Origin of the sequence: Anaerobutyricum soehngenii (assembly GCF_009697165.1) — a bacterium.
Lineage (GTDB): Bacteria > Bacillota > Clostridia > Lachnospirales > Lachnospiraceae > Anaerobutyricum > Anaerobutyricum soehngenii.
Genome location: NZ_VULP01000001.1, coordinates 137,291 through 163,015 on the forward strand (window position 1 = coordinate 137,291; position 25,725 = coordinate 163,015).

General features: G+C 38.6%; 29 protein-coding genes. 25 read left to right on the forward strand and 4 right to left on the reverse strand.

Translation table 11 applies throughout. The features are described 5' to 3' along the window. Positions 1-9 precede the first annotated feature (9 nt). Together sdaAB and sdaAA are read left to right on the forward strand one after the other, a co-directional pair. Positions 10-678, forward strand: coding sequence for an L-serine ammonia-lyase, iron-sulfur-dependent subunit beta (gene sdaAB, locus FYJ25_RS00570; protein ID WP_147608565.1), 669 nt, complete (start codon positions 10-12; stop codon positions 676-678). Further along, entirely contained in the window at positions 679-1,560 is an 882-nt protein-coding gene (sdaAA, locus tag FYJ25_RS00575; protein WP_154580271.1) for an L-serine ammonia-lyase, iron-sulfur-dependent, subunit alpha, read from the forward strand. A 12-nt stretch (positions 1,561-1,572) separates the two neighbouring features. On the opposite strand, the gene FYJ25_RS00580 is transcribed toward sdaAA, so the two are convergent. The 3 genes from FYJ25_RS00580 to FYJ25_RS00590 form a co-directional block, all read right to left on the reverse strand. Beyond that, positions 1,573-1,995, reverse strand: a complete 423-nt coding sequence (locus FYJ25_RS00580) for an RrF2 family transcriptional regulator (protein ID WP_021906569.1) — start codon at positions 1,993-1,995, stop codon at positions 1,573-1,575. Positions 1,996-2,229: 234 nt separating this feature from the next. Then, positions 2,230-2,787, reverse strand: a complete 558-nt coding sequence (locus FYJ25_RS00585) for a chromate transporter (RefSeq protein ID WP_154580272.1) — start codon at positions 2,785-2,787, stop codon at positions 2,230-2,232. A gap of 23 nt (positions 2,788-2,810) precedes the next feature. Continuing rightward, complete coding sequence (locus FYJ25_RS00590; RefSeq protein WP_154580273.1) at positions 2,811-3,395, reverse strand: chromate transporter; 585 nt, start codon at positions 3,393-3,395, stop codon at positions 2,811-2,813. Positions 3,396-3,652: 257 nt separating this feature from the next. Between FYJ25_RS00590 and FYJ25_RS14520 the strand changes: the two genes are divergently transcribed. The 16 genes from FYJ25_RS14520 to FYJ25_RS00670 all read left to right on the forward strand — a co-directional run bounded on the left by FYJ25_RS14520 (position 3,653) and on the right by FYJ25_RS00670 (position 17,889). Beyond that, the gene (locus tag FYJ25_RS14520) at positions 3,653-4,528 is read left to right on the forward strand and encodes a LysR family transcriptional regulator (RefSeq protein ID WP_154580274.1); all 876 of its coding nucleotides are present in this window, start codon (positions 3,653-3,655) and stop codon (positions 4,526-4,528) included. A gap of 807 nt (positions 4,529-5,335) precedes the next feature. After that, a complete protein-coding gene (cysK, locus tag FYJ25_RS00600) occupies positions 5,336-6,268 on the forward strand; it encodes a cysteine synthase A (protein WP_096239200.1) in 933 nt (310 codons plus the stop codon). A gap of 26 nt (positions 6,269-6,294) precedes the next feature. Continuing rightward, a complete protein-coding gene (locus tag FYJ25_RS00605; protein ID WP_021906563.1) occupies positions 6,295-6,744 on the forward strand; it encodes an RrF2 family transcriptional regulator in 450 nt (149 codons plus the stop codon). Positions 6,745-6,831: 87 nt separating this feature from the next. Beyond that, the gene (locus FYJ25_RS00610; protein ID WP_096239201.1) at positions 6,832-8,580 is read left to right on the forward strand and encodes an adenylyl-sulfate reductase subunit alpha; all 1,749 of its coding nucleotides are present in this window, start codon (positions 6,832-6,834) and stop codon (positions 8,578-8,580) included. After that, on the forward strand, positions 8,555-8,869 hold the full coding sequence (locus tag FYJ25_RS00615; RefSeq protein ID WP_021906561.1) for a 4Fe-4S dicluster domain-containing protein: 315 nt from the start codon (positions 8,555-8,557) through the stop codon (positions 8,867-8,869). Before FYJ25_RS00610 ends, FYJ25_RS00615 begins: the two co-directional genes overlap by 26 nt. Before the next feature lie 33 nt (positions 8,870-8,902). Then, complete coding sequence (gene cysD / locus FYJ25_RS00620) at positions 8,903-9,805, forward strand: sulfate adenylyltransferase subunit CysD (protein ID WP_005351652.1); 903 nt, start codon at positions 8,903-8,905, stop codon at positions 9,803-9,805. Position 9,806: 1 nt separating this feature from the next. Then, positions 9,807-11,456 (forward strand): sulfate adenylyltransferase subunit 1, encoded by a 1,650-nt coding sequence (locus FYJ25_RS00625; RefSeq protein WP_096239202.1) that lies wholly within the window; start codon positions 9,807-9,809, stop codon positions 11,454-11,456. Between the two features lie 14 nt (positions 11,457-11,470). Then, entirely contained in the window at positions 11,471-12,697 is a 1,227-nt protein-coding gene (locus FYJ25_RS00630; RefSeq protein WP_154580275.1) for an O-acetylhomoserine aminocarboxypropyltransferase/cysteine synthase family protein, read from the forward strand. Positions 12,698-12,749: 52 nt separating this feature from the next. Then, complete coding sequence (locus FYJ25_RS00635) at positions 12,750-13,613, forward strand: ferredoxin-like domain-containing protein (RefSeq protein WP_096239204.1); 864 nt, start codon at positions 12,750-12,752, stop codon at positions 13,611-13,613. Next, complete coding sequence (locus FYJ25_RS00640) at positions 13,606-13,851, forward strand: sulfurtransferase TusA family protein (protein ID WP_096239205.1); 246 nt, start codon at positions 13,606-13,608, stop codon at positions 13,849-13,851. Before FYJ25_RS00635 ends, FYJ25_RS00640 begins: the two co-directional genes overlap by 8 nt. A 58-nt stretch (positions 13,852-13,909) precedes the next feature. Further along, complete coding sequence (locus FYJ25_RS00645; protein ID WP_154580276.1) at positions 13,910-14,224, forward strand: thioredoxin family protein; 315 nt, start codon at positions 13,910-13,912, stop codon at positions 14,222-14,224. A gap of 209 nt (positions 14,225-14,433) precedes the next feature. Next, entirely contained in the window at positions 14,434-14,637 is a 204-nt protein-coding gene (gene thiS / locus FYJ25_RS00650) for a sulfur carrier protein ThiS (protein ID WP_096239207.1), read from the forward strand. Beyond that, entirely contained in the window at positions 14,634-15,440 is an 807-nt protein-coding gene (locus FYJ25_RS00655; protein WP_147608576.1) for a HesA/MoeB/ThiF family protein, read from the forward strand. The genes thiS and FYJ25_RS00655 overlap by 4 nt, the downstream gene beginning before the upstream one ends. Before the next feature lie 2 nt (positions 15,441-15,442). Next, positions 15,443-15,856: a M67 family metallopeptidase gene (locus FYJ25_RS00660; protein ID WP_096239209.1), complete on the forward strand. Its 414-nt coding sequence runs from the start codon at positions 15,443-15,445 to the stop codon at positions 15,854-15,856. A gap of 765 nt (positions 15,857-16,621) precedes the next feature. Next, positions 16,622-17,248, forward strand: coding sequence for a GntR family transcriptional regulator (locus tag FYJ25_RS00665; protein ID WP_154580278.1), 627 nt, complete (start codon positions 16,622-16,624; stop codon positions 17,246-17,248). Then, complete coding sequence (locus FYJ25_RS00670; RefSeq protein ID WP_021907434.1) at positions 17,245-17,889, forward strand: GntR family transcriptional regulator; 645 nt, start codon at positions 17,245-17,247, stop codon at positions 17,887-17,889. Before FYJ25_RS00665 ends, FYJ25_RS00670 begins: the two co-directional genes overlap by 4 nt. Before the next feature lie 139 nt (positions 17,890-18,028). On the opposite strand, the gene FYJ25_RS00675 is transcribed toward FYJ25_RS00670, so the two are convergent. Next, complete coding sequence (locus tag FYJ25_RS00675) at positions 18,029-18,325, reverse strand: DUF2442 domain-containing protein (protein WP_154580279.1); 297 nt, start codon at positions 18,323-18,325, stop codon at positions 18,029-18,031. 383 nt (positions 18,326-18,708) lie between these two features. Here FYJ25_RS00675 and FYJ25_RS00680 point away from each other — a divergent pair, with 383 nt between their 5' ends. From FYJ25_RS00680 to FYJ25_RS00710, 7 genes are all read left to right on the forward strand, one after another. Beyond that, positions 18,709-19,767, forward strand: a complete 1,059-nt coding sequence (locus FYJ25_RS00680; RefSeq protein WP_154580280.1) for an SLC13 family permease — start codon at positions 18,709-18,711, stop codon at positions 19,765-19,767. A 143-nt stretch (positions 19,768-19,910) separates the two neighbouring features. After that, positions 19,911-20,810, forward strand: coding sequence for a L(+)-tartrate dehydratase subunit alpha (gene ttdA, locus FYJ25_RS00685; RefSeq protein ID WP_005347024.1), 900 nt, complete (start codon positions 19,911-19,913; stop codon positions 20,808-20,810). Continuing rightward, positions 20,810-21,436: a L(+)-tartrate dehydratase subunit beta gene (ttdB, locus tag FYJ25_RS00690; protein WP_021907431.1), complete on the forward strand. Its 627-nt coding sequence runs from the start codon at positions 20,810-20,812 to the stop codon at positions 21,434-21,436. The genes ttdA and ttdB overlap by 1 nt, the downstream gene beginning before the upstream one ends. Positions 21,437-22,158: 722 nt before the next feature. Continuing rightward, positions 22,159-22,950 carry a shikimate kinase gene (locus tag FYJ25_RS00695; protein ID WP_154580281.1) on the forward strand — a complete coding sequence of 264 codons (792 nt, stop codon included), beginning with the start codon at positions 22,159-22,161 and terminating at the stop codon, positions 22,948-22,950. A gap of 56 nt (positions 22,951-23,006) precedes the next feature. Next, the gene (locus tag FYJ25_RS00700; RefSeq protein WP_021907429.1) at positions 23,007-23,867 is read left to right on the forward strand and encodes a shikimate dehydrogenase family protein; all 861 of its coding nucleotides are present in this window, start codon (positions 23,007-23,009) and stop codon (positions 23,865-23,867) included. 19 nt (positions 23,868-23,886) lie between these two features. After that, a complete protein-coding gene (aroD, locus tag FYJ25_RS00705; protein ID WP_154580282.1) occupies positions 23,887-24,648 on the forward strand; it encodes a type I 3-dehydroquinate dehydratase in 762 nt (253 codons plus the stop codon). A 764-nt stretch (positions 24,649-25,412) separates the two neighbouring features. Further along, positions 25,413-25,724: a PadR family transcriptional regulator gene (locus tag FYJ25_RS00710; RefSeq protein ID WP_021907492.1), complete on the forward strand. Its 312-nt coding sequence runs from the start codon at positions 25,413-25,415 to the stop codon at positions 25,722-25,724. Position 25,725: the final 1 nt, after the last annotated feature.

Here is a 25,725-nt window from a genome sequence, read left to right on the forward strand (position 1 = left end):
GAGAGATTTATGAATATTTTTGATGTGATCGGTCCGGTCATGGTTGGACCTTCTAGTTCCCATACGGCAGGAGCAGTAAGGATTGGATTTGTGGCGAGACAGCTTTTAGGAGAAGAGGTCAGAGAAGCAAAGATTTTATTATATGGTTCTTTTCTTGCAACAGGCAAGGGACATGGTACGGATAAAGCTTTGGTTGCGGGACTTCTTGGTATGAAGCCAGATGATTACCGAATTCCATCGAGTATCGAAATTGCGGAAGATAAGGGCATGAAGCTTTCTTTTGGGGAAGCGGTGTTAAAAGAAGCGCATCCGAATACGGCACAGCTTTATTTAAAAGGTGTTTCAGGCAAGACGCTGGAGCTTATCGGACAGTCACTTGGCGGCGGTCGGATTAATATTGCAGAGATCGATGGAATCGAGACGAATTTTTCAGGAGAGAATCCAACATTAATCGTACACAATCTTGACCAGCCGGGGCATGTATCGGAAGTCACCTCCATGCTTGCGCATAAGTCAGTGAATATTGCAACAATGCAGTTGTACCGTTCTGCTAAGGGAGGAAAGGCCGTTATGGTTGTTGAATGTGATCAGGAAGTTCCAAAGGAAGGAATTCGTTGGTTAGAACGGGCAGAAGGAGTTCTTAAGGTGACGTATCTTGGAAAGGAAGAGGAAAAGTAAATGACGGAATATCACAGTATTCAAAGTTTATTAGATCTTTGTAAGGAGCAGGAAAAACAAGTATGGGAAGTTGTGCAGCAGGCAGATATGGAGGAGAGTGGCGCAACGGAAAAACAGGTTTTTGAGAAGATGCGTTTTATGTATAAGGCGATGCAGCAAGCAGATAAAGACTATGAAGCAGATTTGAAGTCTCAGAGTGGAATGGTTGGCGGTGACGGGGAAAAGATGCGTCAGTTTAATGCCAGTGGAAAGAATCTGTGCAGTGAGTATTCTGGTCTTGCAATGGAAAAAGCATTGAAGATGGGAGAATCGAATGCTTGTATGAAAAGAATCGTAGCAGCGCCTACCGCAGGTTCTTGTGGAGTGATTCCAGCAGTTCTTTTAAGTTATGAAGAGAGTAAAAATGCAGAAGAAGATGAATTGGTGAAAGCACTTTTTGTTGCTTCCGGTATCGGAAAAGTTGTTGCGGAAAATGCATCGATTGCTGGAGCATTTGGCGGATGTCAGGCAGAAATCGGAACGGCAAGTGCGATGGCTGCCGGGGCATTAGCATATCTGCAAGGTGCAGATAATGAGCAGATTATGCAGGCGGCAACCTTCGCCTTAAAAAATATGCTTGGACTTGCGTGTGATCCGGTTGGTGGTCTGGTAGAAGTTCCCTGTGTTAAAAGGAATGTGGCAGGAGTTGTGAATGCGATTTCAAGTGCCCAGCTTGCTCTTGCAGGTATTACCAGTGTGATCACTCCAGATGACACAATCGATAGTATGCGCCGTATAGGAAATGATCTTCCATCCTGTCTGAAAGAAACCAGTAAAGGTGGTCTTGCAGTGACAGAATCGGCAAGAAAGATTATGGAACGGTTTAAAGCTCCACAAATATAAAAAGTTCACGACTTATTCTTCTGGTATAAACTCCGGATTTTCCAGAATGTCTTCTAGAGTAATGCCGTAGAAAAAGTCGTGTACCATAGAACCAAACTTTTTCCACATAGGCAGGGTACGGCACTGACCTGCTCGTGGACAGGCATCCGCATCTTTCATCAGGCAGGCAACCGGAGCAAGACTTCCTTCGGCTACTTCAAGAATCTCGCCAACGCTGTACTCGGCAGGAGTACGGGTGAGCTGGTAGCCGCCGCCTTTACCTCGAAGACCTTTTAGCATCTTTTGTTTTACAAGAGACTTCAGTATACTTTCCAGATATTTATCTGAAATATTCTGTCTTTTTGCAATATCTTTAAGGGGAATATATCCCTCATTTCCATGCTCCGCTAAATCTAACATAACACGGAGTGCATAACGTCCTTTTGTAGAAATCATAAAAATCTCCTTTTGTCCTTAATATCATGAATATATTATAACATATTTTATCAAAGAGACGAAAAAAAGAATTCCTTTCTATAGCAACTGTAAAGATATCGCTGCGTAGAAAATGCCTGATTGGCATTTTTACTTGCTCCCACATTACATTTGCTATAGAAAGGAATTCTTTTTTTCTGTGTTATAACATCCGGCAGAGAGTATCTCGTAGCAAGAATACCGGGGCATTCTTGATTATTTTACAAGAGCAAACAGTAAATTACCTATGCCACAAAGGCACATGATCAGTATAGGATTTAGCTTCCATTTTCTAAGAGCAGCGAAGGCAGCAATAAAAAGTAAAAGTTCAACGATATTTACTGAGGAAATGTGTAAAGTCTGCCCAGAAAGGACAGCCGTCTGAAACATGGAAAATCCGGCGGCAGTAATGAGTGCAACAACGGCAGGCCGCAGACTGGAAAGAATATTACTGATTGCCGAAGTTTCTTTATATTTACAATATACAAGTGCCAGAATAGATACCAGAATACAGGAAGGAAAAATCGAGCCGAAAGTAGCGGCAATCGCACCGGGAATTCCGGCAATCTGCAGACCGGTAAATGTGGCAGAATTGACACCGATTGGACCAGGCGTCATTTCTGCGATTGTGATAAGATTCGTGAATTCGTTCATGGTAAGCCATCCATGAGTTTCTACAACCTGGCTTTGAATCAGCGGAATGGCAGCGTACCCACCGCCGACACTAAAAAGCCCAATCTGTACGAAACTCAGAAATAATTGTATATAAATCATAATTTCGTCTCCTGTAAGCATTTTTATTTCTGTGTTTGTTTAAGAAAAAATGGTTTGTACTGATACCATATAAACTGAATAATGCCGATACATGCGGATACAAGAATAATATAAACAACATTTACTCCTAAGAAAAAATCACATACAAAAGCAGCGGTCATGATAAAAATAGATAGGCTGCTTTTTTCTTTTAATACACTTTCTCCCAGACTGCATGCAGCATCTAAAATAACAGCGGCAACACCAGCCTGCATTCCTTTTAATACGATAGCTACCCATATATTTGTTGAAAAAATGGCATAGAAAAAAGAAACGATAGACAAAATAATCATAGGTGGAAGAATTGTTCCGAGTGTTGCCACAAGCATTCCGGCAAGACCATATACATTCCACCCAACTAAAATAGCGGCATTTACAGCAATTGCTCCCGGACAGGACTGTGCCAAAGCTGTAAAATCAAGCATTTCCTGCTCATTGATCCAATGAAGTTCATCTACGAATTTATGCTTCATAAAAGTGACGATGACAAAGCCGCCGCCAAATGTAAAAGCACTGATATAAAGTGTCGTAAGAAATAACACCCATAATTTATGCGGTTTATTTTTCATAAAATCCCTCTTACTTTCTAGAGAGTGTTTGAAAAATTATTCCTGTAATCTGCACACCCTACTTTGCGGTATATTTTACAGAAAGTATTTTTCAAACATACTCTAAAGATATTTAAAAATTAAGTTTTTCTACATTATTAATATATCACTTGCGATACTATTTTAAAAATACTATAATTATAATAAAGTTCATAGATAAAAAACTATAATATAAAACTCAGATTTGATAATCATAAAGTTGAATAAGGAGAAATAAAGTGTCTATTCGCCATTTTAGAATTTTTATCGCAGTAGCAGAAGAAGAAAACATTACAAAAGCAGCAAAAAAACTATATCTGACACAGCCAACGGTAAGTATTGCCATAAAAGAAATAGAAGAACATTATGGAACAAGATTTTTTGAGAGAATTAATCAGAGGCTTCATATCACAGAAGAAGGAAAAAGATTTCTTGACTATGCAAAACATTTTATTGCGATGTATGATGAGATGGAAATAGCATTTAAAAATGCAGACTTTACAGGGAGGCTTCGCATAGGAGCTAGTGTAAATATAGGAACATACTATATGCCAAGACTCATTCGGGAATTTCAAGACAGATATCCGGGAATCAAAGTACAGGTAAAGATAAATACAACCGCTGTTGTAGAAAAAGAATTGCTAGATGGGAAGCTGGATCTAGCATTTGTAGGTGGAACGATTCAGTCAGAATATATTATTGCAGAACCGCTTTTCTATGAGAAATATACAGCAATTTGTGCTCCGAATCACCCGATGGCAGGAAAAACAGTATTATTAGAAGAATTTATGAAGGAGCCTCTTTTATTCAGAGAGAAAAGTAGTGGCGCATATGAAGTATTCCAGAGCGCAGTAAACCAGACTGGTCTCACTGTTACCCCAGTATGGGAAAGCATATCCCAGACAACGCTTATGGAAGCAGTACATTACGGATTAGGCGTAACGATTCTGCCCGAACAGATGATAAAAAGAGAAATAAGAGAGGGAAGATTAGCCCAGATTACATTCTCCGACTTCTCCTTTCAGAATACGATTCATATAGCGTATCATCATAACAAATATCTATCTCCATCAATAAAGAACTTTATCCTTCTGGTAAAAACTCTGGGCTTTTAATTCATTAGGGAGGAAACAGACGAAAAAAAGAATTCCTTTCTATAGCAACTGTAAAGATATCGCTGCGTAGAAAATGCCTGATTGGCATTTTTACTTGCTCCCACATTACATTTGCTATAGAAAGGAAATTTTTTTTTCTGTGTTTTGGCTCCAGAAGGAATGAATGTAATAGTTTTTGAGGAAACAAGGATAGAAGACAGATGACCATGGCTTATGCTGATATTATTTCCATATATATTGAACTTTTTTTCAAAGTTCGCTGATGATAAGATGATACCGTAAGCTGTTACTGCACATGATACATTTATCATTATATTGTTGCAATATATCGTTTTTCTCTTCTGGACGCTATACCTTCCGAACAAGCAGTAGTCTTCTGATTTCTCCCCCTTATCCCTCCACAAAGACGATTGAATTCATTCCATGTGAAACCAAAACACAGAAAATAAAAATAATAGACCATTGCAAATGTAATGTGAGAGCAAGTAAAAATGCCGAACAGGCATTTTCTACGCAGTGATATCTTTACATTTGCAATGGTCTATTATTTTTATTTTCGTCTATTTCCTCTCTTTGGGGAGCGTCAGCATAGTCTTGACGGCCTTAAATCACCATTTTTCAAAAAAATTTACCTCTCAAAAACCGCATATTTCCGCCGTATTTGCAGGTTTTTTAAAATTGTTCTAAAATAAATCCCTATAAACCTATTTACAAAGTAGGTTAATAGTGATATTATCATAGCCATGAGATACATGAAAGAAATAAATCAATAAAAAATGAGATTTTAGAATAAGGAGGAACAAAGCAATGGCTAACATTTATAAAGGTACATTAGGACTGATCGGAAACACACCTCTTGTTGAGGTTACGAACATTGAAAAAGAATTAGGACTGAAAGCAAGAGTTTTAGTGAAGCTTGAATATTTTAATCCGGCAGGAAGTGTTAAGGATAGAATTGCAAAAGCGATGATTGAGGATGCTGAGAAGAAAGGAATTTTAAAAGAAGGTTCCGTAATCATTGAGCCGACATCCGGTAACACAGGAATCGGTCTTGCCTCTATCGCAGCAGCAAAAGGATACAGAATCATTCTTACAATGCCAGAGACAATGAGTGTTGAGCGAAGAAATATTTTAAAAGCTTACGGTGCTGAGATTGTTCTTACAAGTGGAGCGAAAGGAATGAAGGGTGCTATCGCAAAGGCAAATGAACTTGCTGAAGAGATTTCAGACAGCTTTATTCCAGGACAGTTTGTAAATCCTGCCAATCCTGCAATCCATAAAGCAACAACTGGTCCTGAGATTTGGAACGATACGGACGGAGAAGTTGATATCTTTATCGCAGGTGTTGGTACAGGCGGAACTTTAACGGGTACAGGACAGTACTTAAAAGAGCAGAAACCAGAAGTTAAGATTGTTGCATTAGAGCCGGACAGCTCACCGGTTTTATCAGAAGGTAAGGCAGGTCCACATAAGATTCAGGGTATCGGAGCAGGGTTTGTACCGGATGTATTAGACACAAAGGTTTACGATGAAATCTTTAGAGCAGAGAATGATGATGCCTTTGAAACAGCAAAACTTTTAGCAAAGAAAGAAGGAATTTTAGTTGGTATTTCTTCAGGAGCATCTTTACATGCAGCGATTGAATATGCGAAGAAGCCGGAGAATGAAGGTAAGACAATCGTAGCACTTCTTCCGGATACAGGAGACAGATATTACTCTACAGCATTATTTACTGAATAATTTATAGAAAAGAAAGGTGACAATCAATGAATCTTTCGAAGAAAAGCAGGTATGGGATTACCGCATTGATTGATCTGGCAGTATATGCCAGAAATCAATGTGTACAATTAAGTAGTATCGCAGAACGCAATAAGATATCTGTAAAGTATCTGGAACAGATTTTTTCCGGTTTAAGAAGAGCAGGGCTGGTAAAAAGTATAAAGGGACCACAGGGCGGTTATCTTTTAGCTAAAAGTCCGGAAAGCATTACCGTAGCAGATGTGATCTATGCGTTAGATGGAAGCTATCTTCTGGAAGATGAAAGAAGCGTGGTAAGTGGAGCAGATGAAAAGGGAATATCGACAGCGATACAGAAACTTCTGATCGAGCAGATGAATGATCAGACAGATAAGTTATTAAAACAGTTAACATTAAAAACACTGGTGGATTCTTCTTTGGAGTACAGTCAGAGTGGACAGGAAATGTATTACATTTAGATTAGAATCAGATTTTTAGATTAGTTAGATTAGATAAATTAGATAGATAAAATCAGATAAGAATTTTAGATACTCAAGAGGGTAGACATGAAGACAAAGAGATTAGAGACAGATGTGTTAATCATCGGTGGAGGAACAGCAGGCTGCTTTGCTGCCTATACTTTGGGAAAAGAAGCAGGGGTAAGTGTTCTCATAGCGGAAAAAGCGAATATTAAGAGAAGCGGCTGTCTGGCAGCTGGTGTTAACGCCTTAAATGCCTATATTACGGAGGGGCATGTGCCTCAGGACTATGTGGATTATGCGAAAAAGGATGCGCATGGAATTGTCAGAGAGGACTTGCTTTTATCTATGTCCGAGCGACTGAATCATGTAACGAAAGTTCTCGATGATCTGGGACTGGTTATTCTGAAAGATGAGAATGGAAAATACGTTGCAAGAGGGAATCGAAATATAAAGATTAACGGTGAGAATATTAAGCCTCTCTTAGCCGAAGCGGCAATGGCGCAGGAGAATGTTACTGTGCTTGAGAGGGTGAATATCACAGATTATATAATAGAAGAGAATGAAGTAAAAGGAGCCTGGGGCTTTAATATAGAAGAGAATGTTTTCTATGATATCCGAGCAAAAGCTATTCTTTGTGCGACTGGCGGAGCAGCAGGGCTTTACCGTCCGAATAATCCCGGATTTTCAAGACATAAAATGTGGTATTCCCCATTTAATACTGGAGCTGGATTTGCAATGGGAATTTTAGCCGGAGCGGAAATGACAACTTTTGAAATGCGGTTTATTGCTCTTAGATGTAAAGATACGATTGCACCGGTCGGAACGATCGCACAGGGAGTTGGAGCAAAGCAGATGAATGCTCATGGCGAGATTTATGAGACAAAGTATGGTCTTACAACTTCTCAACGTTTATATGGAACTGTAACAGAGAACAGAGAAGGACGAGGTCCTTGTTATTTAAAAACGGATGAGATCAGTGCAGCGCAGGAACAGGATTTATATAGAGCCTACCTTAACATGGCACCGAGCCAGACTTTGAAATGGCTGGAAGGTTCGAGAGGTCCGGCAAGTGAAAATGTTGAGATTGAAGGTACAGAACCTTACATCGTAGGCGGTCATACTGCAAGCGGCTATTGGGTAGATAATGGCAGACGAACAACAGTGAAAGGTTTATTTGCAGCAGGCGATGTTGCAGGAGGCTGTCCACAGAAATATGTAACCGGGGCATTAGCAGAAGGTGAGATTGCAGCAGAATCCATGATAGAGTATGTAAAAGCTTTAAAAGAAAAGAACAAAGCGGTTAAGGAAGATGCTGCTGTACATAAAACAGAAACAATGATAGATACTGCTGCTGCATTAAAGAAAAAAGAGTATGAATCTCATTTAATCGCACAAGAAAATGACAGCGAAGATACATTTTTCATTACGGCAGAGCAGCTTGAAGAAGCTATGCAGAAGGTTATGGATCAGTATGCCGGAGGAATTGCTACAGATTATCAGTACAATGAAGAAAGACTGGTAATCGGCAAAAAGCGAATTGGTGAGCTTCTTGGAATGGTTGATGAACTTAAAGCAAAAGATATGTTTGAGTTAAAAGATATCTACGAAGTAAGAGAAAGGTTGATCGTGTGCCAGACTTTAATTGAACATTTACGGGCAAGAAAAGAGACAAGGTGGCACAGTTTCGGAGAGAATACCGATTATCCGGAAGAAAGCAGCAAGTGGCTTAAATATGTGAATTCAAAAAGAAAGCCAGATGGCGAGACAGAAATCATTTTCAGAGAACTGGTGACAGGAGGAAAGGTATATGAGTGTACGGATTTTACAGAATAAATGTGTGGGATGCGGAAGATGCCTTTCTGTCTGTCCCGGAAATCTCTTAAAAAAAGGTGAGGATGGCAAAGTACATATCCGCAATATCAGAGACTGCTGGGGATGTACCGCCTGTTTAAAAGAATGTCACACCGGAGCGATTTTATATTTTCTTGGTGCCGACATGGGAGGCATGGGATCCATGCTTTCTGTAAAAGAAAAAGGTGATGTTCGTGTGTGGAGGGTTGACAGCCCGGACGGACAGACAAAGACCATTGAGATTAACATGAAGGATTCTAATAAATATTAGTATAGAAAACATTTATAAAAAGGAGGAAATGAGATGGGAACATTATCACATCTTGATGAACTGGAAGCAGAAGCAATATACATAATGAGAGAAGTGGCAGCAGAATGTGAGAAGCCAGTTATGCTGTATTCGATCGGAAAGGATAGTTCCGTAATGCTGCATCTGGCAATGAAAGCCTTTTACCCGGAAAAACCGCCGTTCCCATTTATGCATATCGATACAACATGGAAATTCAAAGAAATGATCGAATTTAGAGATAAGATTGCAAAAGAAAAAGGAATTGACATGATTGTATACACGAATGAAGAAGGTGTAAAACAGGGAATTAATCCATTTGATCATGGTTCAGCCTACACAGATATCATGAAGACACAGGCATTAAAACAGGCACTCACAAAATACGGATTTACCGCAGCATTTGGCGGCGGCCGTCGTGATGAAGAAAAATCAAGAGCCAAAGAGAGAATTTTCTCCTTTAGAAATAAAGAACAGGCATGGGATCCTAAGAACCAGCGCCCGGAAGTGTGGAAGTTATATAATACACAGATTAAGCAGGGCGAAAGTATTCGAGTATTCCCGATTTCTAACTGGACAGAGAAAGATATCTGGCAGTATATCAAACGTGAAAATATTGAAATCGTGCCACTTTATTATGCAGCTGAACGTCCGGTAGTAGAGCGTGACGGCAATATTATCATGGTAGATGATGACAGAATGAAGCTTCGTCCAGGTGAAAAGATTGAACATAAGAGCGTAAGATTCCGTACTCTTGGATGTTACCCGTTAACAGGTGGTATTGAATCTACAGCGCATACATTAGACGAGATTATTGATGAGACACTTAGCGCAGTAGATTCCGAGAGAACCAGTCGTGTTATTGACCATGACGGCGGAGCAGCCAGCATGGAAAGAAGAAAGAAAGAGGGGTACTTCTAAGATGAAAGGATTATTAAAATTTATTACATGCGGAAGCGTGGATGACGGAAAATCAACATTGATCGGACATATCCTGTATGATTCCAAGCTTCTTTATACAGATCAGGAAAAAGCACTTGAACTTGACTCAAAAGTGGGAAGTCGTGGTGGAAAAATAGACTATTCTTTACTGCTTGATGGATTAATGGCAGAAAGAGAACAGGGTATCACAATTGATGTAGCTTACAGATATTTTACGACAGATAATCGAAGCTTCATCGTAGCAGATACTCCAGGACATGAAGAATATACAAGAAACATGGCAGTAGGTGCATCTTTTGCAGACTTAGCCGTTATTCTTCTTGATGCAACGCAGGGTGTGCTCGTACAGACAAGACGTCACGCAAGAATCTGTGCATTAATGGGAATTAAATATTTTATTTTTGCTGTAAACAAGATGGATCTTGCGAAATACAGTGAAGAGAGATTCCGTGAAATTGAAAAACAGATTGAAGCATTAAAAGCAGAACTTGGACTGGAAAATGTATATATCGTTCCGGTATCCGCTACAGAAGGTGATAACGTAACAAAAGCGTCTGACAACATGAACTGGTATGAAGGAAAACCAATCCTCTCTATTTTAGAGCAGGTTGATATTGATGAGAATCAGGAAGAAGGTTTCTATCTTCCGGTACAGAGAGTATGTCGTCCAAATCATCAGTTCCGCGGATTCCAAGGACAGATTGAAAGTGGAAGCATTAAGGTAGGCGATGAAATTACTGCATTGCCAAGTATGGAAAAAGCACACGTTAAGTCCATTCACGTAACAGACAAAGAGGTACAATCTGCAGAAAAAGGACAGCCAGTAACGATTCAGCTTGACAGAGAAGTAGATGTATCAAGAGGATGTGTATTATCCGCAGGTGCAGGAGAAAAAGTAACTTCTTCCGTAGAAGCAACGTTGCTTTGGATGGATGATGATAAACTGGAAAGTGGAAAAAATTATTTTGTAAAATTAGGAACCAGATTAGTACCTGGTATCGTTTCAAAAATCCTTTACTCTATCGATGTAAATACAGGCGAACAGAAACCAGCCGATTCTTTAGGAAAGAATGAGATTGCAGAATGTGAGATTACATTTGTCGATCGTGTTGTGGCTGATGAGTTTAGCAAACATAAGACATTAGGAGAATTAATCCTGATCGACCGAGTAACAAACATGACTTCTGCCTGCGGTGTTGTAACGGAAGTAAAAGAAGATGGCCAGGAAGCAGGAAAGAAAGCAGATCAGCTTCGTGCTGTAATTAAAGGACAAAGAGCAGCAACAATTCCATTTGATCTTTCAGATGAGAATATCACAAGAAGCTTTGTAGAACAGGTAGAAAAAGAACTGACATTAGGTGGAAGACATACATACCTCTATGCACCAAAGGATGATGAGCCGGTAGGACTTGTCGTAAGACACTTAAACAGAGCTGGTATTATCGTATTACTTGTTCTGAACAAAGACTTAAAAAATAAAGAAGAAATAAAAGGCTCCTTAGCAAAATACAGCAAGTATATCAAGCACTGGGAAGAAGGAGAAAAAGGAGATGTGGACAGTACAGTACAGACAATCCGTAAACTTACAGAATATGCGGAAGATGTCTACGGTGTTGCGAGCCATATCTAAAAGGAGAGACAAAAATGAAGTTTAATACAAAGCTTCTTCATGGCAAAGCAGGAAGAAATACGCCGGATGGAGCAACGCTTCCAGGGATCAGTCAGGTAAGTGCATTTTCTTATGATTCTGCAGAGCATCTTGAAAAAGTATTTGGAAATAAAGCACCAGGATTTGCCTATACAAGAATCGGTAATCCGACAGTTGCAGCATTTGAACAGAGAATCAATGAAGTAGAAGGAGGTACAGGCGCTATTGCCTGTGCTTCCGGAATGGCAGCCATCACCGTAGCACTGTTAAATGTATTAAGTGCTGGAGATGAAATCATTGCAGGAAGCGGATTATTCGGAGGAACCATCGACTTATTCAAGGATTTAGAAGCGTTTGGTATTACGACACATTTCATTCCACATATTACCGTGGAAGACATCAAACCGGTTTTAAATCAAAATATCAAAGCAGTTTTTGGAGAGATTATAGGTAATCCGGGGCTTGATGTTGTAAATATTAAAGAAGTATCTGATTTCCTTCATGAAAATGGCGTACCATTTATTGTGGATGCAACGACAGCGACCCCTTATCTTATAAATGCATTAGCAGCCGGAGCCGATATTGTCATACATTCCAGTTCAAAATATATCAATGGAAGCGGAAATGCAATCAGTGGAATTATCGTGGACGGTGGAAAGTTTCAATGGGATAAAGAGAGATATCCTGCGATGAAAGAATATAGCAAATACGGAAAGTTTGCCTACACAGCAAGACTTCGAAACGATGTGTGGAGAAATATGGGTGGGTGTCTCGCGCCAATGAACGCTTACCTTAATATTTTAGGGCTTGAAACACTTGGTATTCGAATGAAAGCACTTTGTAACAATGCATTGACACTTGCAAAGGCATTAGAAAAACTGCCGGGAATTACAGTAAACTACCCAGGATTAGAGAGCAGTCCGTATAAAACACTTGTCGATGAACAGTTCGGAGGACTTGGAGGTGCCATCCTCACAATCCGGGCAGGTTCCAGAGAAAATGCATTTAAATTAATTAATTCTTTAAAGTATGCCTTAATAGCCACTAATATCGGTGATTTAAGGACGCTCGTCATTCATCCGGCATCGACTATTTATTTACATAGCACACAGGAAGAACAGGAACATGCAGGTGTGTATGATGATACGATCCGTATTAGTGTCGGACTTGAAGATGTCGAAGATTTGATTGAAGACTTTACACAGGCTGTAAAAAATATATAATAATCATTAGAAACAAAAAACAGGGTATTTCATTTAATTACAGGAGGATAACATGGCAGTAGATTATGCAACCTTGAAAAAGGGCGGATTTATGCGTCAGAAACAGAAAAATAATTTTTCTTTAAGACTTCGTACAGTCGGCGGACATATGAGTGCAGAGCAGCTTGCAAAAGTTGCCGAAGTGGCAGAAAAATACGGGGAAGGATATGTACATTTAACATCCAGACAGGGTGTGGAGATTCCTTTTATTAAACTAGATCAGATTGAAGAAGTAAAAAATGCATTAGCAGAAGGCGATGTTGTTCCGGGTGTATGCGGACCTCGTGTAAGAACCGTTACTGCCTGTCAAGGAGCGGCAATCTGTCAGAGCGGATGTATTGATACCTACACACTGGCAAAAGAACTGGATGAAAGATACTTTGGATATGAACTTCCGCATAAGTTTAAATTTGGTATTACAGGATGCCAGAATAACTGCTTAAAAGCAGAGGAAAATGATGTAGGAATCAAAGGTGGAATGCAGGTTGCATGGGTAGAAGATAAATGTATCCAGTGTGGTGTCTGTGTAAAAGCATGTCGAAATGAGGCAATTACTTTAGAAGATGGAAAAATCAGTATCAACACAGGAAAATGTAACTACTGTGGACGATGTGTAAAGTCTTGTCCGGTAGATGCATACGATGCACAGCCAGGATATATTGTTTCTTTCGGTGGAACATTTGGAAATCATATCAGCAAAGGCGAGACAATTATTCCATTTATCGAAAGCCACGAAAAATTATTAAAAGTATGTGATGCCGCATTAAAATTCTTTGAACAGAATGGAAAAGCAGGAGAGCGACTTAAATTCACGATTGACCGTACAGGAAAAGAGGCGTTTGAAAAAGCAATTAAGGAGGCCTATGAAAATGAGTGAAATGCATTTTGATGAACAGGTGGATATTACAGATGTTGTATGTCCTGTTACCTTTGTAAAAGCAAAAGTAGCATTAGAAGAAATGGATGAAGGACAGGTTTTAGCCGTAAAAATGAATGATGGCGAGCCAGTACAGAATGTTCCAAGAAGTATCAAAGAAGAAGGACATCAGATTTTAAAATTAAATACAAATGATGACGGAACATATACTTTATTCGTAAAGAAAGTTGGAGAATAAAGTTACATATAGGAAGTTAAAAGAATAAAACAGGAAAATCCCAAGCAGGAGAACAGTTATGGCAGAAAGATTAAATAAGGACAGCTTTCAGGAAAAGGTGTTAAATGCACCGGGACTCGCAATCGCAGACTTCTACTCTAACAGTTGTATTCCATGCAAAAAGTTATCTCCGATACTTGCAGATTTGGACGAAAAATATCCAGACGTATACATCGGAAAAGTAAATATTGTTTACGAGCAGGAACTCATCGAAGAATACAGCGTTATGTCCTCTCCAGTACTTATTTTCTTCAAAAACGGAGAAGAGGTAGACCGAATTACAGGGGCTGTAAGTAAACATAAAATCGAAGAAGCGATTGAAAAGAATAAGTAGTAAAGCATATAACAAAAACTGATAAAAGGCAGAACAAAACATATTTATAAAATTAGATATAAAGTCATGTATAGCAATTTGCATATATTTACAAAGTGATTGTAAAGACATATATAATAAATTGAATATAAAAGTTTAAGGTAAGGCCGATATAATAAGACAGATATGATTTTAGAAATATAAAACAGACATAAATGGAGGATAGAATCGTGAAAATCACAGTTGCCGGAAAAGTAAAAGAATATGAAGACGGATTAAATGTCACACAGCTTATTGAAAAGGAAAATGTAGAGACACCGGAATACGTTACCGTGTCTGTAAATGATGAATTCATTGAAAAAGCAGATTTTGACAAAGCTTTAAAAGATGGTGACGAAGTTGAATTCCTGTATTTCATGGGAGGTGGAAGATAATGCTATCAAACGAGCAGCTTGAACGCTACTCCCGTCATATTATCCTGAAGGAAGTTGGCGCAAAAGGACAGAAGAAATTATTAAATGCCAAAGTCTTAATTATCGGAGCCGGTGGACTTGGCGCACCAGCCGCAATGTATTTAGCAGCAGCCGGTGTTGGAACAATCGGAATCGCAGATGCAGACGAAGTAGATTTATCTAACTTACAAAGACAGATCATTCATTCAACACAGGACGTAGGTAAGGCAAAAGTACAGTCTGCAAAAGAAACAATGGAAGCCATTAATCCAGATGTAAAAGTAATTACATATCGTACATTCGTTGATTCAGAATCCATCATGGACTTAATCAAAGACTATGATTTTATCATCGATGGAACAGACAATTTCCCTGCAAAATTCCTGATTAACGATGCCTGCGTAATGGCAAAGAAACCATTTTCCCATGCCGGAATCATTCGTTTCAAAGGTCAGCTCATGACTTACGTGCCGGGAGAAGGTCCATGTTATCGTTGTGTATTCAAAAATCCGCCGCCAAAGGATGCAGTACCAACCTGTAAACAGGCCGGTGTGATCGGTGCAATGGGTGGAGTGATCGGAAGTCTTCAGGCAATGGAAGCAATCAAATACATTCTTGGAGTTGGAGACTTACTGACAGGATATCTCTTAACTTATGATGCATTAAAGATGGAATTTAGAAAGATTAAACTTCCATCACATACAAAAGATTGCGCTGTATGTGGTGAACATCCGACAATCACAGAGCTTATCGATTATGAACAGACAGAATGTGAGGGAATCTAATCATGCAGGTAAAGCTTAAAAAAGAAGACTTTCAGGCAATGGCAGCCCATGCCATTGCCCACCTGCCGGAAGAAGCCTGCGGACTCATCGCCGGCGAAAAATCCGACACAGAACGAGTAATAAAAAAAGTATATTACCTTACAAATATTGACCATACAAATGAACATTTCTCTTTAGATCCAAAAGAGCAGCTTGCAGCGATCAAAGACATGAGAAAGAACGGCTTAGAACCACTTGGAAACTGGCACTCCCATCCAGAAACACCAGCAAGACCGTCACAGGAAGATATCCGCCTTGCCTTTGATTCTGAAGCAAGTTATCTTATTATGTCCCTGATGGATCAGGAAAATCCTGTAATCCATGCTTTCCGAGTAAGAGAGGGACAGGTATCTAAAGATGAGATTGTAACTATTTAATTCATTTAGAGAAAACAAACGAAAAAAGAAATACTACCATATCCCATCTGCTCTGTAGTCGCTGTGTTTAAGATGCTCATCCGCATCTTAAATACGCTCCGAAGCCGCATCTGGGATATGGTAGTATTTCTTTTTTCTGTGTTTTGGCTCCAGAAGGAATGAATGCAATAGGCTTTGGTGGAGACAAGGGGAGAAATCAGAAGACTACTGCTTGCTCGGAAGATGTATCGTCCAAAGATTATTTTCTCGCTCTTAACGAGCAGTAAAGAGAAAGAGGATTGTCATTTTACAAAAAATAAAGTAGTCACCTTTATATATAATGATAAATTCACCATGTACAGTGATAGCTGCGATATCATCTTATCATCATTGACTGCATCGCGGAGACAGTATCAGAATAAGCCACGACCTTCTGACCTCTCCCCCTTAATTCCTCCCCAAAAACTATTGCATTCATTCCTTCTGGAGCCAACACACAGAAAATAAAAAGAATAGACCATTGCAACTGTAATGTGGGAGCAAGTAAAAATGCCGAACAGGCATTTTCTACGCAGTGATATCTTTACAGTTGCAATGGTCTATTCTTTTTATTTTCGTCTGTTCCCTAATGAATTAAATAGTAAAAAAGTTCTTTACTTTTTATGTGATTTTGGATACATTATTAATAGAGATACCATCTTAACCTATCTATCTTAAGTTAAGTATTGCGGCATTATAAGATAGAAGTATTGTTAAGTAAGAAAAAATTGGAGGAGGAACATTTGAATGAGGGCATTATCAGAAAAACGCCTCAGTGATTACATGGCACAACAGATTGCTGATGAGATTCTTTCCGGTCGGATTGCCGGAGGGACGCAGTTAAAGCAGGAAGAACTGGCAGAAATGTTTGGAACTTCGAGAATTCCAATCAGAGAAGCATTTCAGGTATTAGAGGGACAGGGGCTGATTGTCCGTCTGGCTACAAGAAGAATTTATGCAGTAGAATTATCGGAAGAGCAGATTCAGATTATTTATGAAATGATAGGGGATATTTTAAAGAAAGCGGTAAAGAATTTGGAGAATGAAGATAAAGTAAAAGAAGCAATAATGATTCTTTCTTCATCTTTATCTACATCGAAACGTTTTGATGAGGTAGTATTAGAATGTACGGGTAATGCCTATTTTTCTAAATTGCTCTATACTGCTTCGGAGTGCTATATTCGTTTTGCCGTATCCTGTGGAGCCAATGAGCAGGAAAGCAAATGCAGAGAAGAGATGAAACAGATTATTTTAGAAGAAAATGGTGCGAATCTCGACAGTATTTCTGGAAGAAAGAAAATATTCAAAAAAATAGATGCATGGATGAAGGCGCTTGCAGATAACGTAAATGCAGAGAGGGGAAAGAATAAATGATGGGATTAAGACCAATTAAGATGCCGTCAGCAAAAGAGCGAGTAGCGGCAGAACTTAGAAAGGCGATATTGTCAAGGCAGATGAAAGAAGGCGAAGTGCTTTCACTTGAAAGCGTGGCATCGCAGCTTAATGTATCTGCGATGCCGGTAAGAGAAGCTTTTCAGATTCTTGCCCGCGATGGATTGATTCAGCTTCGGAAAAATAAAGCAGCAGTTGTTCTTGGTGTAACAGAAACTTATATTAAAGAACATTATCAGCTTCGTGCAATCTTAGAGGGAGCGGCAGCTCGCCTTTGTGCTGCACCAGAAACAGATATTTCGGAACTTGAAGAAATATATCAAGATTCCTGTAAGGTATTAGAGAATAAAGACTTTTCACGCTACACAGATATTAATAGGGAATTTCATAATGAAATCTGGACAGCTGCAGGAAATGGAAAAATGAAAAACATGATCTCCGAACTTTGGAATGGACTTTCTATGGGTAATATGGTTTCTGAAGAAGACTATGCCAAAGTTTCTGTAAAAGAACATGGAGAAATTTTAGAAGCAATCAAAGCACATGATGGAGATGCAGCAGAAGCAGCCATGAAGGAACATATAATGCGAAGCAGAGATGATATGCTGACTTATTATAATTAGTTTGCCACAGGCAAGTAGACAGCTCCCTGAAAGATAAATAGACCACAAATATGGTCTATTTATCTTTCAGGGAGCTGTCTTTGACTGGTTTGGGAGGCTAATTATATTTCAATCCTACAAATCTATTTAGTGAATTAACTTAGAAACTTGAAACTTCTGGATAATCATAACTATTTTTGTAAATATATTCAGGAGAGCAGTCAATATTTCCATTATTCCATGTAATAACGCCATATTCTATTACCGGATTTTTGAAAATCTTATCATCTTTTAATGGTTCATATACTGGTCCTGTTAATATAGTGGCATCAAATAACTTTGTTTCGCCGTTAGAAAATGTAATTAACATTATCATGTCATCTAAGGGTTTTACTTTTGTTATTTCCAGACTTTCTGTTGGTTCTCCAGCATATACAATTCCGTCCATAATATACATATGGTTTCTTCTCCAATCTTTTAGATTATATTTTTATTTGTATAAATATTATATCAGTTCTTTATTCGGCAATACAAGCATTAACTAAGATATTTTATTCAGTGCATTCTGCACAAAAAAATAGTCACAACTTTATTGTATTTGCCGAAATGATGCAAAAGGAGCAAAAAACAGTTGACTTTTTCTCAATAAAGGTATATCTTGAAATCAAGATTTGGATACAAAATCAAATATCAAAAATCATAAATCAGAAATGTAAAAGCAAAACATCAAGTAAAGAAATTGGGATTTTCATTTGCTGGGTATGGGAGGCTGGAAAGGGTAAGAGGATTTATGATAAAAGCAAAACGTAAGACGAATCTAACAAATGAGGAGGTAAAGAGATGAGTCAGATAACAATCACGTTACTTTTCTTGCTGTTCGCGATTGTCATGTTTATGTGGGAGAAGATTCCACTGGGACTGACATCCATGATTGTATGTGTCGGACTGGTAGTTACCGGTGTACTTGAATGGCAGACAGCGTTCGCAGGATTTATCGACAGCAACGTTATCTTGTTTGTAGCAATGTTTATCGTAGGAGGGGCATTGTTTGAAACAGGAATGGCCAACAAGATTGGCGGAATTGTTACTCATTTTGCAAAGACAGAAAGACAGCTTATCGTAGCTATCATGGTTATCGTAGGTGTGATGAGTGGATTTCTTTCAAACACAGGAACAGCAGCAATCCTGATTCCAGTAGTTATCGGAATCGCAGCGAAGTCAGGGTATTCCCGTTCAAGACTGTTAATGCCTTTGGTTTTTGCAGCAGCGATGGGAGGTAACCTCACATTGATTGGTGCTCCTGGGAATATGATTGCGCAGTCAGGTATGGAAGGAATTGGTCTTAAGTTTGGATTCTTTGATTATGCCAAAGTTGGTGTTCCGATTTTAATTGTAGGAATTATTTACTTTGCATTTATCGGATACAAGTTTCTTCCGAATAAAGAAGGAAGCGACGAAGGAATCTTTGATGAGTCAAAGGATTTTAGCCATGTACCAAAGTGGAAACAGTACCTTTCCTTAGTAATTCTGCTACTTACCTTAGTAGGAATGATATTTGAGGAACAGCTTGGTATCAAGCTTTGTGTCATCGGATGTATTGGAGCGTTAGCTTTAATGGTTACAGGAGTAATCAGTGAGAAAGATGCACTGGCATCTATTGATTTAAAAACGATTTTCCTTTTTGGAGGAACGCTTTCTTTAGAAGCTGCATTAGAGCAAACAGGAGCAGGAGAACTTATTGCAGAAAAGGTAATCGGAATGCCGGCTAACACAATGGTTGTAACAGCAGGTGGCTATACATTTAAAGATTATGCCAAAGCTGGTGTGCCAATGATTTTAGTGGCAACGGTAGTAAGTATGATACTTCTTCCGATTTTCTATCCATTTTTCCCAGGATAGAGAGTCGGTTAAGCAGGCCGGGTTGCTCCGGCCGAATAAATTAAAGCAGAACTTATTAATGAAAATGTATACGGTTAATCTTTCATTCATTCACATATTTAAATCCCGCTGACCGTCGGGTAAATTAACAGGAGGATTTCTAAATGTCTAAAGAAGAACAGGTAACACAACTTACGGAACATATGGCTAAGTTTATTGCTCATGTTGCAAAGAAACTTCCAGATGATGTTATTGCAAAACTGGAGGAGCTTCGTGATAAAGAAGACAGCCCTCTTTCCAAAACAATCTATGATACTATGTTTAAAAATCAGGAACTGGCGGTAAAGCTGAATCGTCCAAGTTGTCAGGATACCGGAGTATTACAGTTCTGGGTAAAATGTGGTACAAAGTTCCCATTAATCGGAGAGCTTGAAGCACTATTAAAAGATGCTGTTGTAAAAGCAACATTTGAAGCACCACTTCGTCATAACAGTGTAGAAACATTTGATGAGTACAATACAGGTAAGAATGTTGGAAAAGGAACACCAACTGTATTCTGGGACATCGTTCCTGACTCAGACGAATGTGAAATTTACACATACATGGCTGGTGGCGGATGCACCCTTCCAGGAAAAGCAATGGTTCTTATGCCAGGTGAAGGATACGAAGGAGTAACAAAGTTCGTTATGGATGTTATGACAACATACGGATTAAATGCCTGTCCTCCATTATTAGTAGGTGTAGGTGTAGCAACTTCTGTAGAAACAGCAGCCCTTCTTTCTAAAAAGGCTTTAATGCGTCCAATCGGTTCTCACAATGATAATGAGAGAGCGGCTAAGATGGAAGCATTATTAGAAGACGGAATTAATGCTATCGGATTAGGACCTCAGGGTATGGGTGGAAAATACTCCGTAATGGGAGTAAATATCGAAAATACAGCCCGTCATCCATCCGCAATCGGTGTAGCCGTAAACGTAGGATGCTGGAGTCACAGAAGAGGACACATTGTATTTGACAAGGATTTAAATTATAAAATTACAACACATACGGGGGTAGAGTTATAATGGTAGAAGTAAAAGATGGAAAAAAGATTTTAACAACACCAATTTCAGCAGAAGATTTAAAAGGCATTAAAATCGGAGATATCATTTATTTAAATGGAAGCATGACAACCTGTCGTGATGTAGCTCACCGTCGTTTAGTAGAAGAAGGAAGAGAACTTCCTGTAGATGTAAGAAATAATGCTATTTTCCATGCAGGACCAATTATCCGTCCTTTAGAAAATGATAAGTTTGAGATGGTATCCGTAGGACCAACAACCAGTATGCGTATGGAAAAATTTGAATATGAATTCGTGAAAGAAACTGGTGTACGTGTGATCATCGGAAAAGGTGGTATGAAAGAAAATACAGAACGTGCCTGCAAAGACTTTGGAGCAATCCACTGTGTATTCCCAGCAGGAAACGCTGTAGTAGCCGCAACAGAAGTAGAAGAAATCGTAAGAGCAGAATGGCGTGATCTTGGAATGCCAGAAACCTTATGGAACTGCCGCGTAAAAGAATTTGGCCCTTTAATCGTATCCATCGATCCAGAAGGAAACAACTTCTTTGAGCAGCAGAAAGTAGAATATAACAAACGTAAAGATGAACAGATTGAGAAAATCTCCGCACAGGTAGGATTCATTAAATAAATTCAATAAACTATCAACAAACCAGAATATATTTGGAAAATTATTACTGTGATATGAACACCTCGATTTATAATATATTTACAGAAAACATTTTTCAGATACATTTTAATGAATTATAGGATATTGTGCAAAGAATCCGAAATCTGGAAATTTGAATATATGTCGGCAGGCAGGCCCAAACCTGCCGGCATATAAAGATGATACAAGATAATCAAGATTTACAATCAAATAACAAAAAAATAACTAATTCCAAATAACGAAAAAACCACAAGTAAAATTCCCCTAAGTTAGAAATTAAATATTATAAAAAGCCCCTTTGGAGATAATATAATAATTACTCCAGAGAGGCTTTTTTATTTTAATTAAAGCATTTTTCAAATATGTTTTAGTACTTATTGAGATTATGATAGGCTTTTTATAAAATCTTTATAAAAAATCAAGAGCGACAATACCTTATGGATATATCACTCCTTACAAAGACGGCCGAACCGCTTTCAATTCTAATACTATTATATAAAACACGCAGAATTTGTTTTAAATACTACCTATAGAAAAAATCTAAAATTTAATAGAATTTTCCTATAGATTTATTTTGTTCCATTTACTTGTTGTAGCTTTTTTCCTGTGGTATAATAACTTAGCTGTTTAATGTGTGAAAGTTAGTGAAAACACATCGTACAGTCCGAAACTGATAAACTAGACGAAAGAAGGAGAGCAGCAACATGACTCGTTTAGAAAAGTTAAGAAAGAGACTGGGTCAGTGTGACGAGATACTTTTAGATGCCATACTGATGAGACATCATATTATTAAAGATATTATGGCTTACAAAGAAGAGAATGGCCTTAATATTCTTGACCCGGAACAGGAAGAGAGACAGAAAGAATGGCTCGACGGTCGTTTAGAGAACGAGAGCAATGCAAGTGAAGTATGGGATATTTTCCATGCGATCGGTAAAGCAGGTAAGCAGATGCAGGCAAGAAAGCTTTTTGATTACAATATTGTGCTTATTGGATTTATGGGTGCCGGAAAGACAAGTATTTCCGAATATTTAAAAACATTGTTTGCAATGGACGTTATTGAGATGGATCAGATTATCGCAGAGAGAGAAGGAATGAGTATTCCGGATATCTTTGAGGTTCATGGTGAGCAGTACTTCCGTGATTTAGAGACCAATCTTCTTATCGAGATGCAGGAAAGAAAGAATGTTGTCATCTCCTGTGGCGGAGGAACTCCACTTCGTGAATGTAACGTTGTTGAGATGAAGAAAAACGGACGAGTTGTATTACTTACCGCTTCACCGGAAACGATTTTCGACAGAGTAAAGGACAGTCATGACCGTCCAGTTATCGAGAACAATAAGAATGTTCCGTTCATCGCTGACCTGATGGAAAAGAGACGTGCAAAATACGAGGCAGCAGCTGATATCGTTATTAATACAGATGGCAAGAGCATTATCGAAGTATGCGAAGAACTTGTTCAGAAGTTATTAGCAATGGATGAGAATGATAAATAAGAATGATAAATAATCACATAATAAATATTTAAAGAAAGAGAAAGAAGGTATATATCATGGCAAAAGTTGACATTAATACAAAGATGATTACTTTACTTGGTGACCCATTAAAGCAGTCATTTGCAGCACAGATGCAGAATTGCGGTTATGAAGCAGCAGGCTTAAATATGATTTATTTCTACACAGAGGTAAATAATGAACATCTTGCAGACGTAGTTAACGGTATCCGTTACATGAACTTTGCAGGTTTTGCAGTAACAAAGCCAAATAAAGTAAAGGTTCTTGAGTACCTTGATGAGTTAGATCCATTATGCGAGAAAATGGGAGCCAGCAACACAGTTGTAAAAACTCCGGAAGGTAAATTAGTTGGATATAATACAGACGGAATCGGTTTCATCAGATCCATGGAAAGAGATGGAAATGTTAAGATTGATGAGAACACTTACTTCTGTATCGGTAGTGGTGGAGCAGGTCGTGCTATGTGTTCAGCACTTGCTTACTACGGCGCAAAGAAAATCTACATCACAGATGTATTTGAAGAATCCAGTAAGGCTTTAGTAGAAGATATCAATAAGAACTTTGCACCAGTAGCAGAATTCTGCCCGGCAGGTGATTTTTCTAAAGTAAAAGAAGCTACAGTAGTATTAAATGCCAGCGGAATTGGAATGGGAAGTCATATCGGAGAAAACCCACTTCCAAAAGAATTTATCAGCAAGGACCAGTTCTATTTTGATGCTTGCTACAACCCGGCAAAAACTCAGTTCTTATTAGATGCTGAAGAAGCTGGAGCAACTATCTTAAACGGTCTTGGAATGTCTCTCTACCAGGGAGCTGCCCAGATTGAATATTGGACAGGTCAGGAACCTCCAATCGAAGCAATGCGCCAGAAATTATTAGACATTATTTCTGAGAAATAATTTGAGAAAGGATTTTGTTATGAACCCTGTAGTAGTAAGAAATGTAGCAATTGGAGAAGGAATCCCTAAAATTTGTGTACCTATCGTTGGAAAAACAAGAGAAGAAATCTTAGACGCTGCAAAGAAGATCCTTCCAATCGGAGCAGATGTTGTAGAGTGGCGTGTAGACTGGTACGAAGATATTTTTGATTTTGAAAAAGTAGAAGAAACAGCAAAACAGTTAAGAGAAGTTCTTGGCGAAATGCCAATCCTTTTCACATTCCGTACTTCTAAAGAAGGTGGAGAAAAGGCAATCGACACACCGGTTTATGTAGAATTAAACCAGAAGATCAGTGCAACAGGATATGTTGACCTTGTAGATATGGAAGCATTTACCGGCGATGATGCTGTAAAAGCTGTTGTAGAAGAAGCACACAAACATGGAGTAAAAGTAGTAGCATCCAACCATGACTTCGACAAGACACCAGCAAAATCTGATATTATCTACAGACTCCGCAAAATGCAGGAGCTTGGAGCAGATATCCCTAAAATTGCTGTAATGCCTCAGAACAAAAAGGACGTACTCACCCTTCTTGCAGCAACAGAAGAGATGGTAGACAATTATGCTGACCGTCCGATCATCACAATGTCCATGGCCGCAACAGGTGTAATCAGTCGTGTGTGCGGTGAAGTATTTGGATCTGCACTTACATTCGGTGCCGTAGGAAAAGCTTCCGCACCGGGACAGATGGGTGCCGGCGAGTTAAAAGAAATGCTCACAACATTACATGAATCATTATAAATACTAATTTGCTGGACTAAAGAGACGAAAAGCAGAAATTTGATATAAAAGAAAATGTGAAGATAGTCACTTCGTAGAAAATGCCTGACCGGCATTTTTACTAGCTCCGACATCACATTTTCTTTTATATCAAATTTCTGCTTTTCTGTTTTTTGGCTCCAGAAGGAAATTAGTATTTGGATTTGAGGAAGAATAAGGGGATTGCCCAGAAGGCTATGGTTTTCATTAGAATGAACATCGCCCAAAGAAGACACTTTCTTATTTGGTTGTATAAAAATTACAGTTACCTACTCTTACCTTATGAAAAATTTTTCTCTGGTTAACTCTCATAATCTTCTGGAGAATCCCCTTCTCTTTCCAACAGAAATCACTAATTTGCTATTTGTTATCAAAACCAGACAGCCGCTGAAACAAAATTTCCTGCTGAATTGTAAGGAAAATATGGTAAAGAAAAAAGAATGTTTATAAGTATTGCATTTTGTGACTTTGCGCTATGGAATTCTGACCATAGGAACTTGGGGCTCGTTTTTCCCAAGTTCCTGTTTTTCTGGGCAGAATGGAGTGCTTAGCGCAACGGAACAAAATCAAACTTATAAACATTCTTTTTTCTTTAGAAGACTCCATACAATTCAGCTCAATATCTTCTACTAAAGCGGCGTCTGTGTCCCCGGCAAATTTGTATTGTCCGTAAATCTTTGTAAATCAGCTATTTGACATTACATAGTACCTAAGATAATATAGTATCAACAAGGAGGCAAAAATAAATGAATGCACAGTTTAAGAAAGGGGTTCTGGAACTGATTGTTCTTGCAGCGGTAGAACAAAAGGATATGTACGGATATGAGCTGGTTGCAGAAGTTTCTAAAGTAGTGAATGTAAAGGAAGGAACCATTTATCCTATTTTAAAACGACTGACCAATGAGCATTATTTTGAGACATATTTAAGAGAATCAACGGAAGGCCCACCAAGGAAGTATTATCATTTGACTGCTGCGGGGATTCTTCATTTAAGAGAATTAGAAAAGGAATGGGAAGAATTTTCCCAGAATGTGAATCGATTTTTAAAGGAGAGATAGT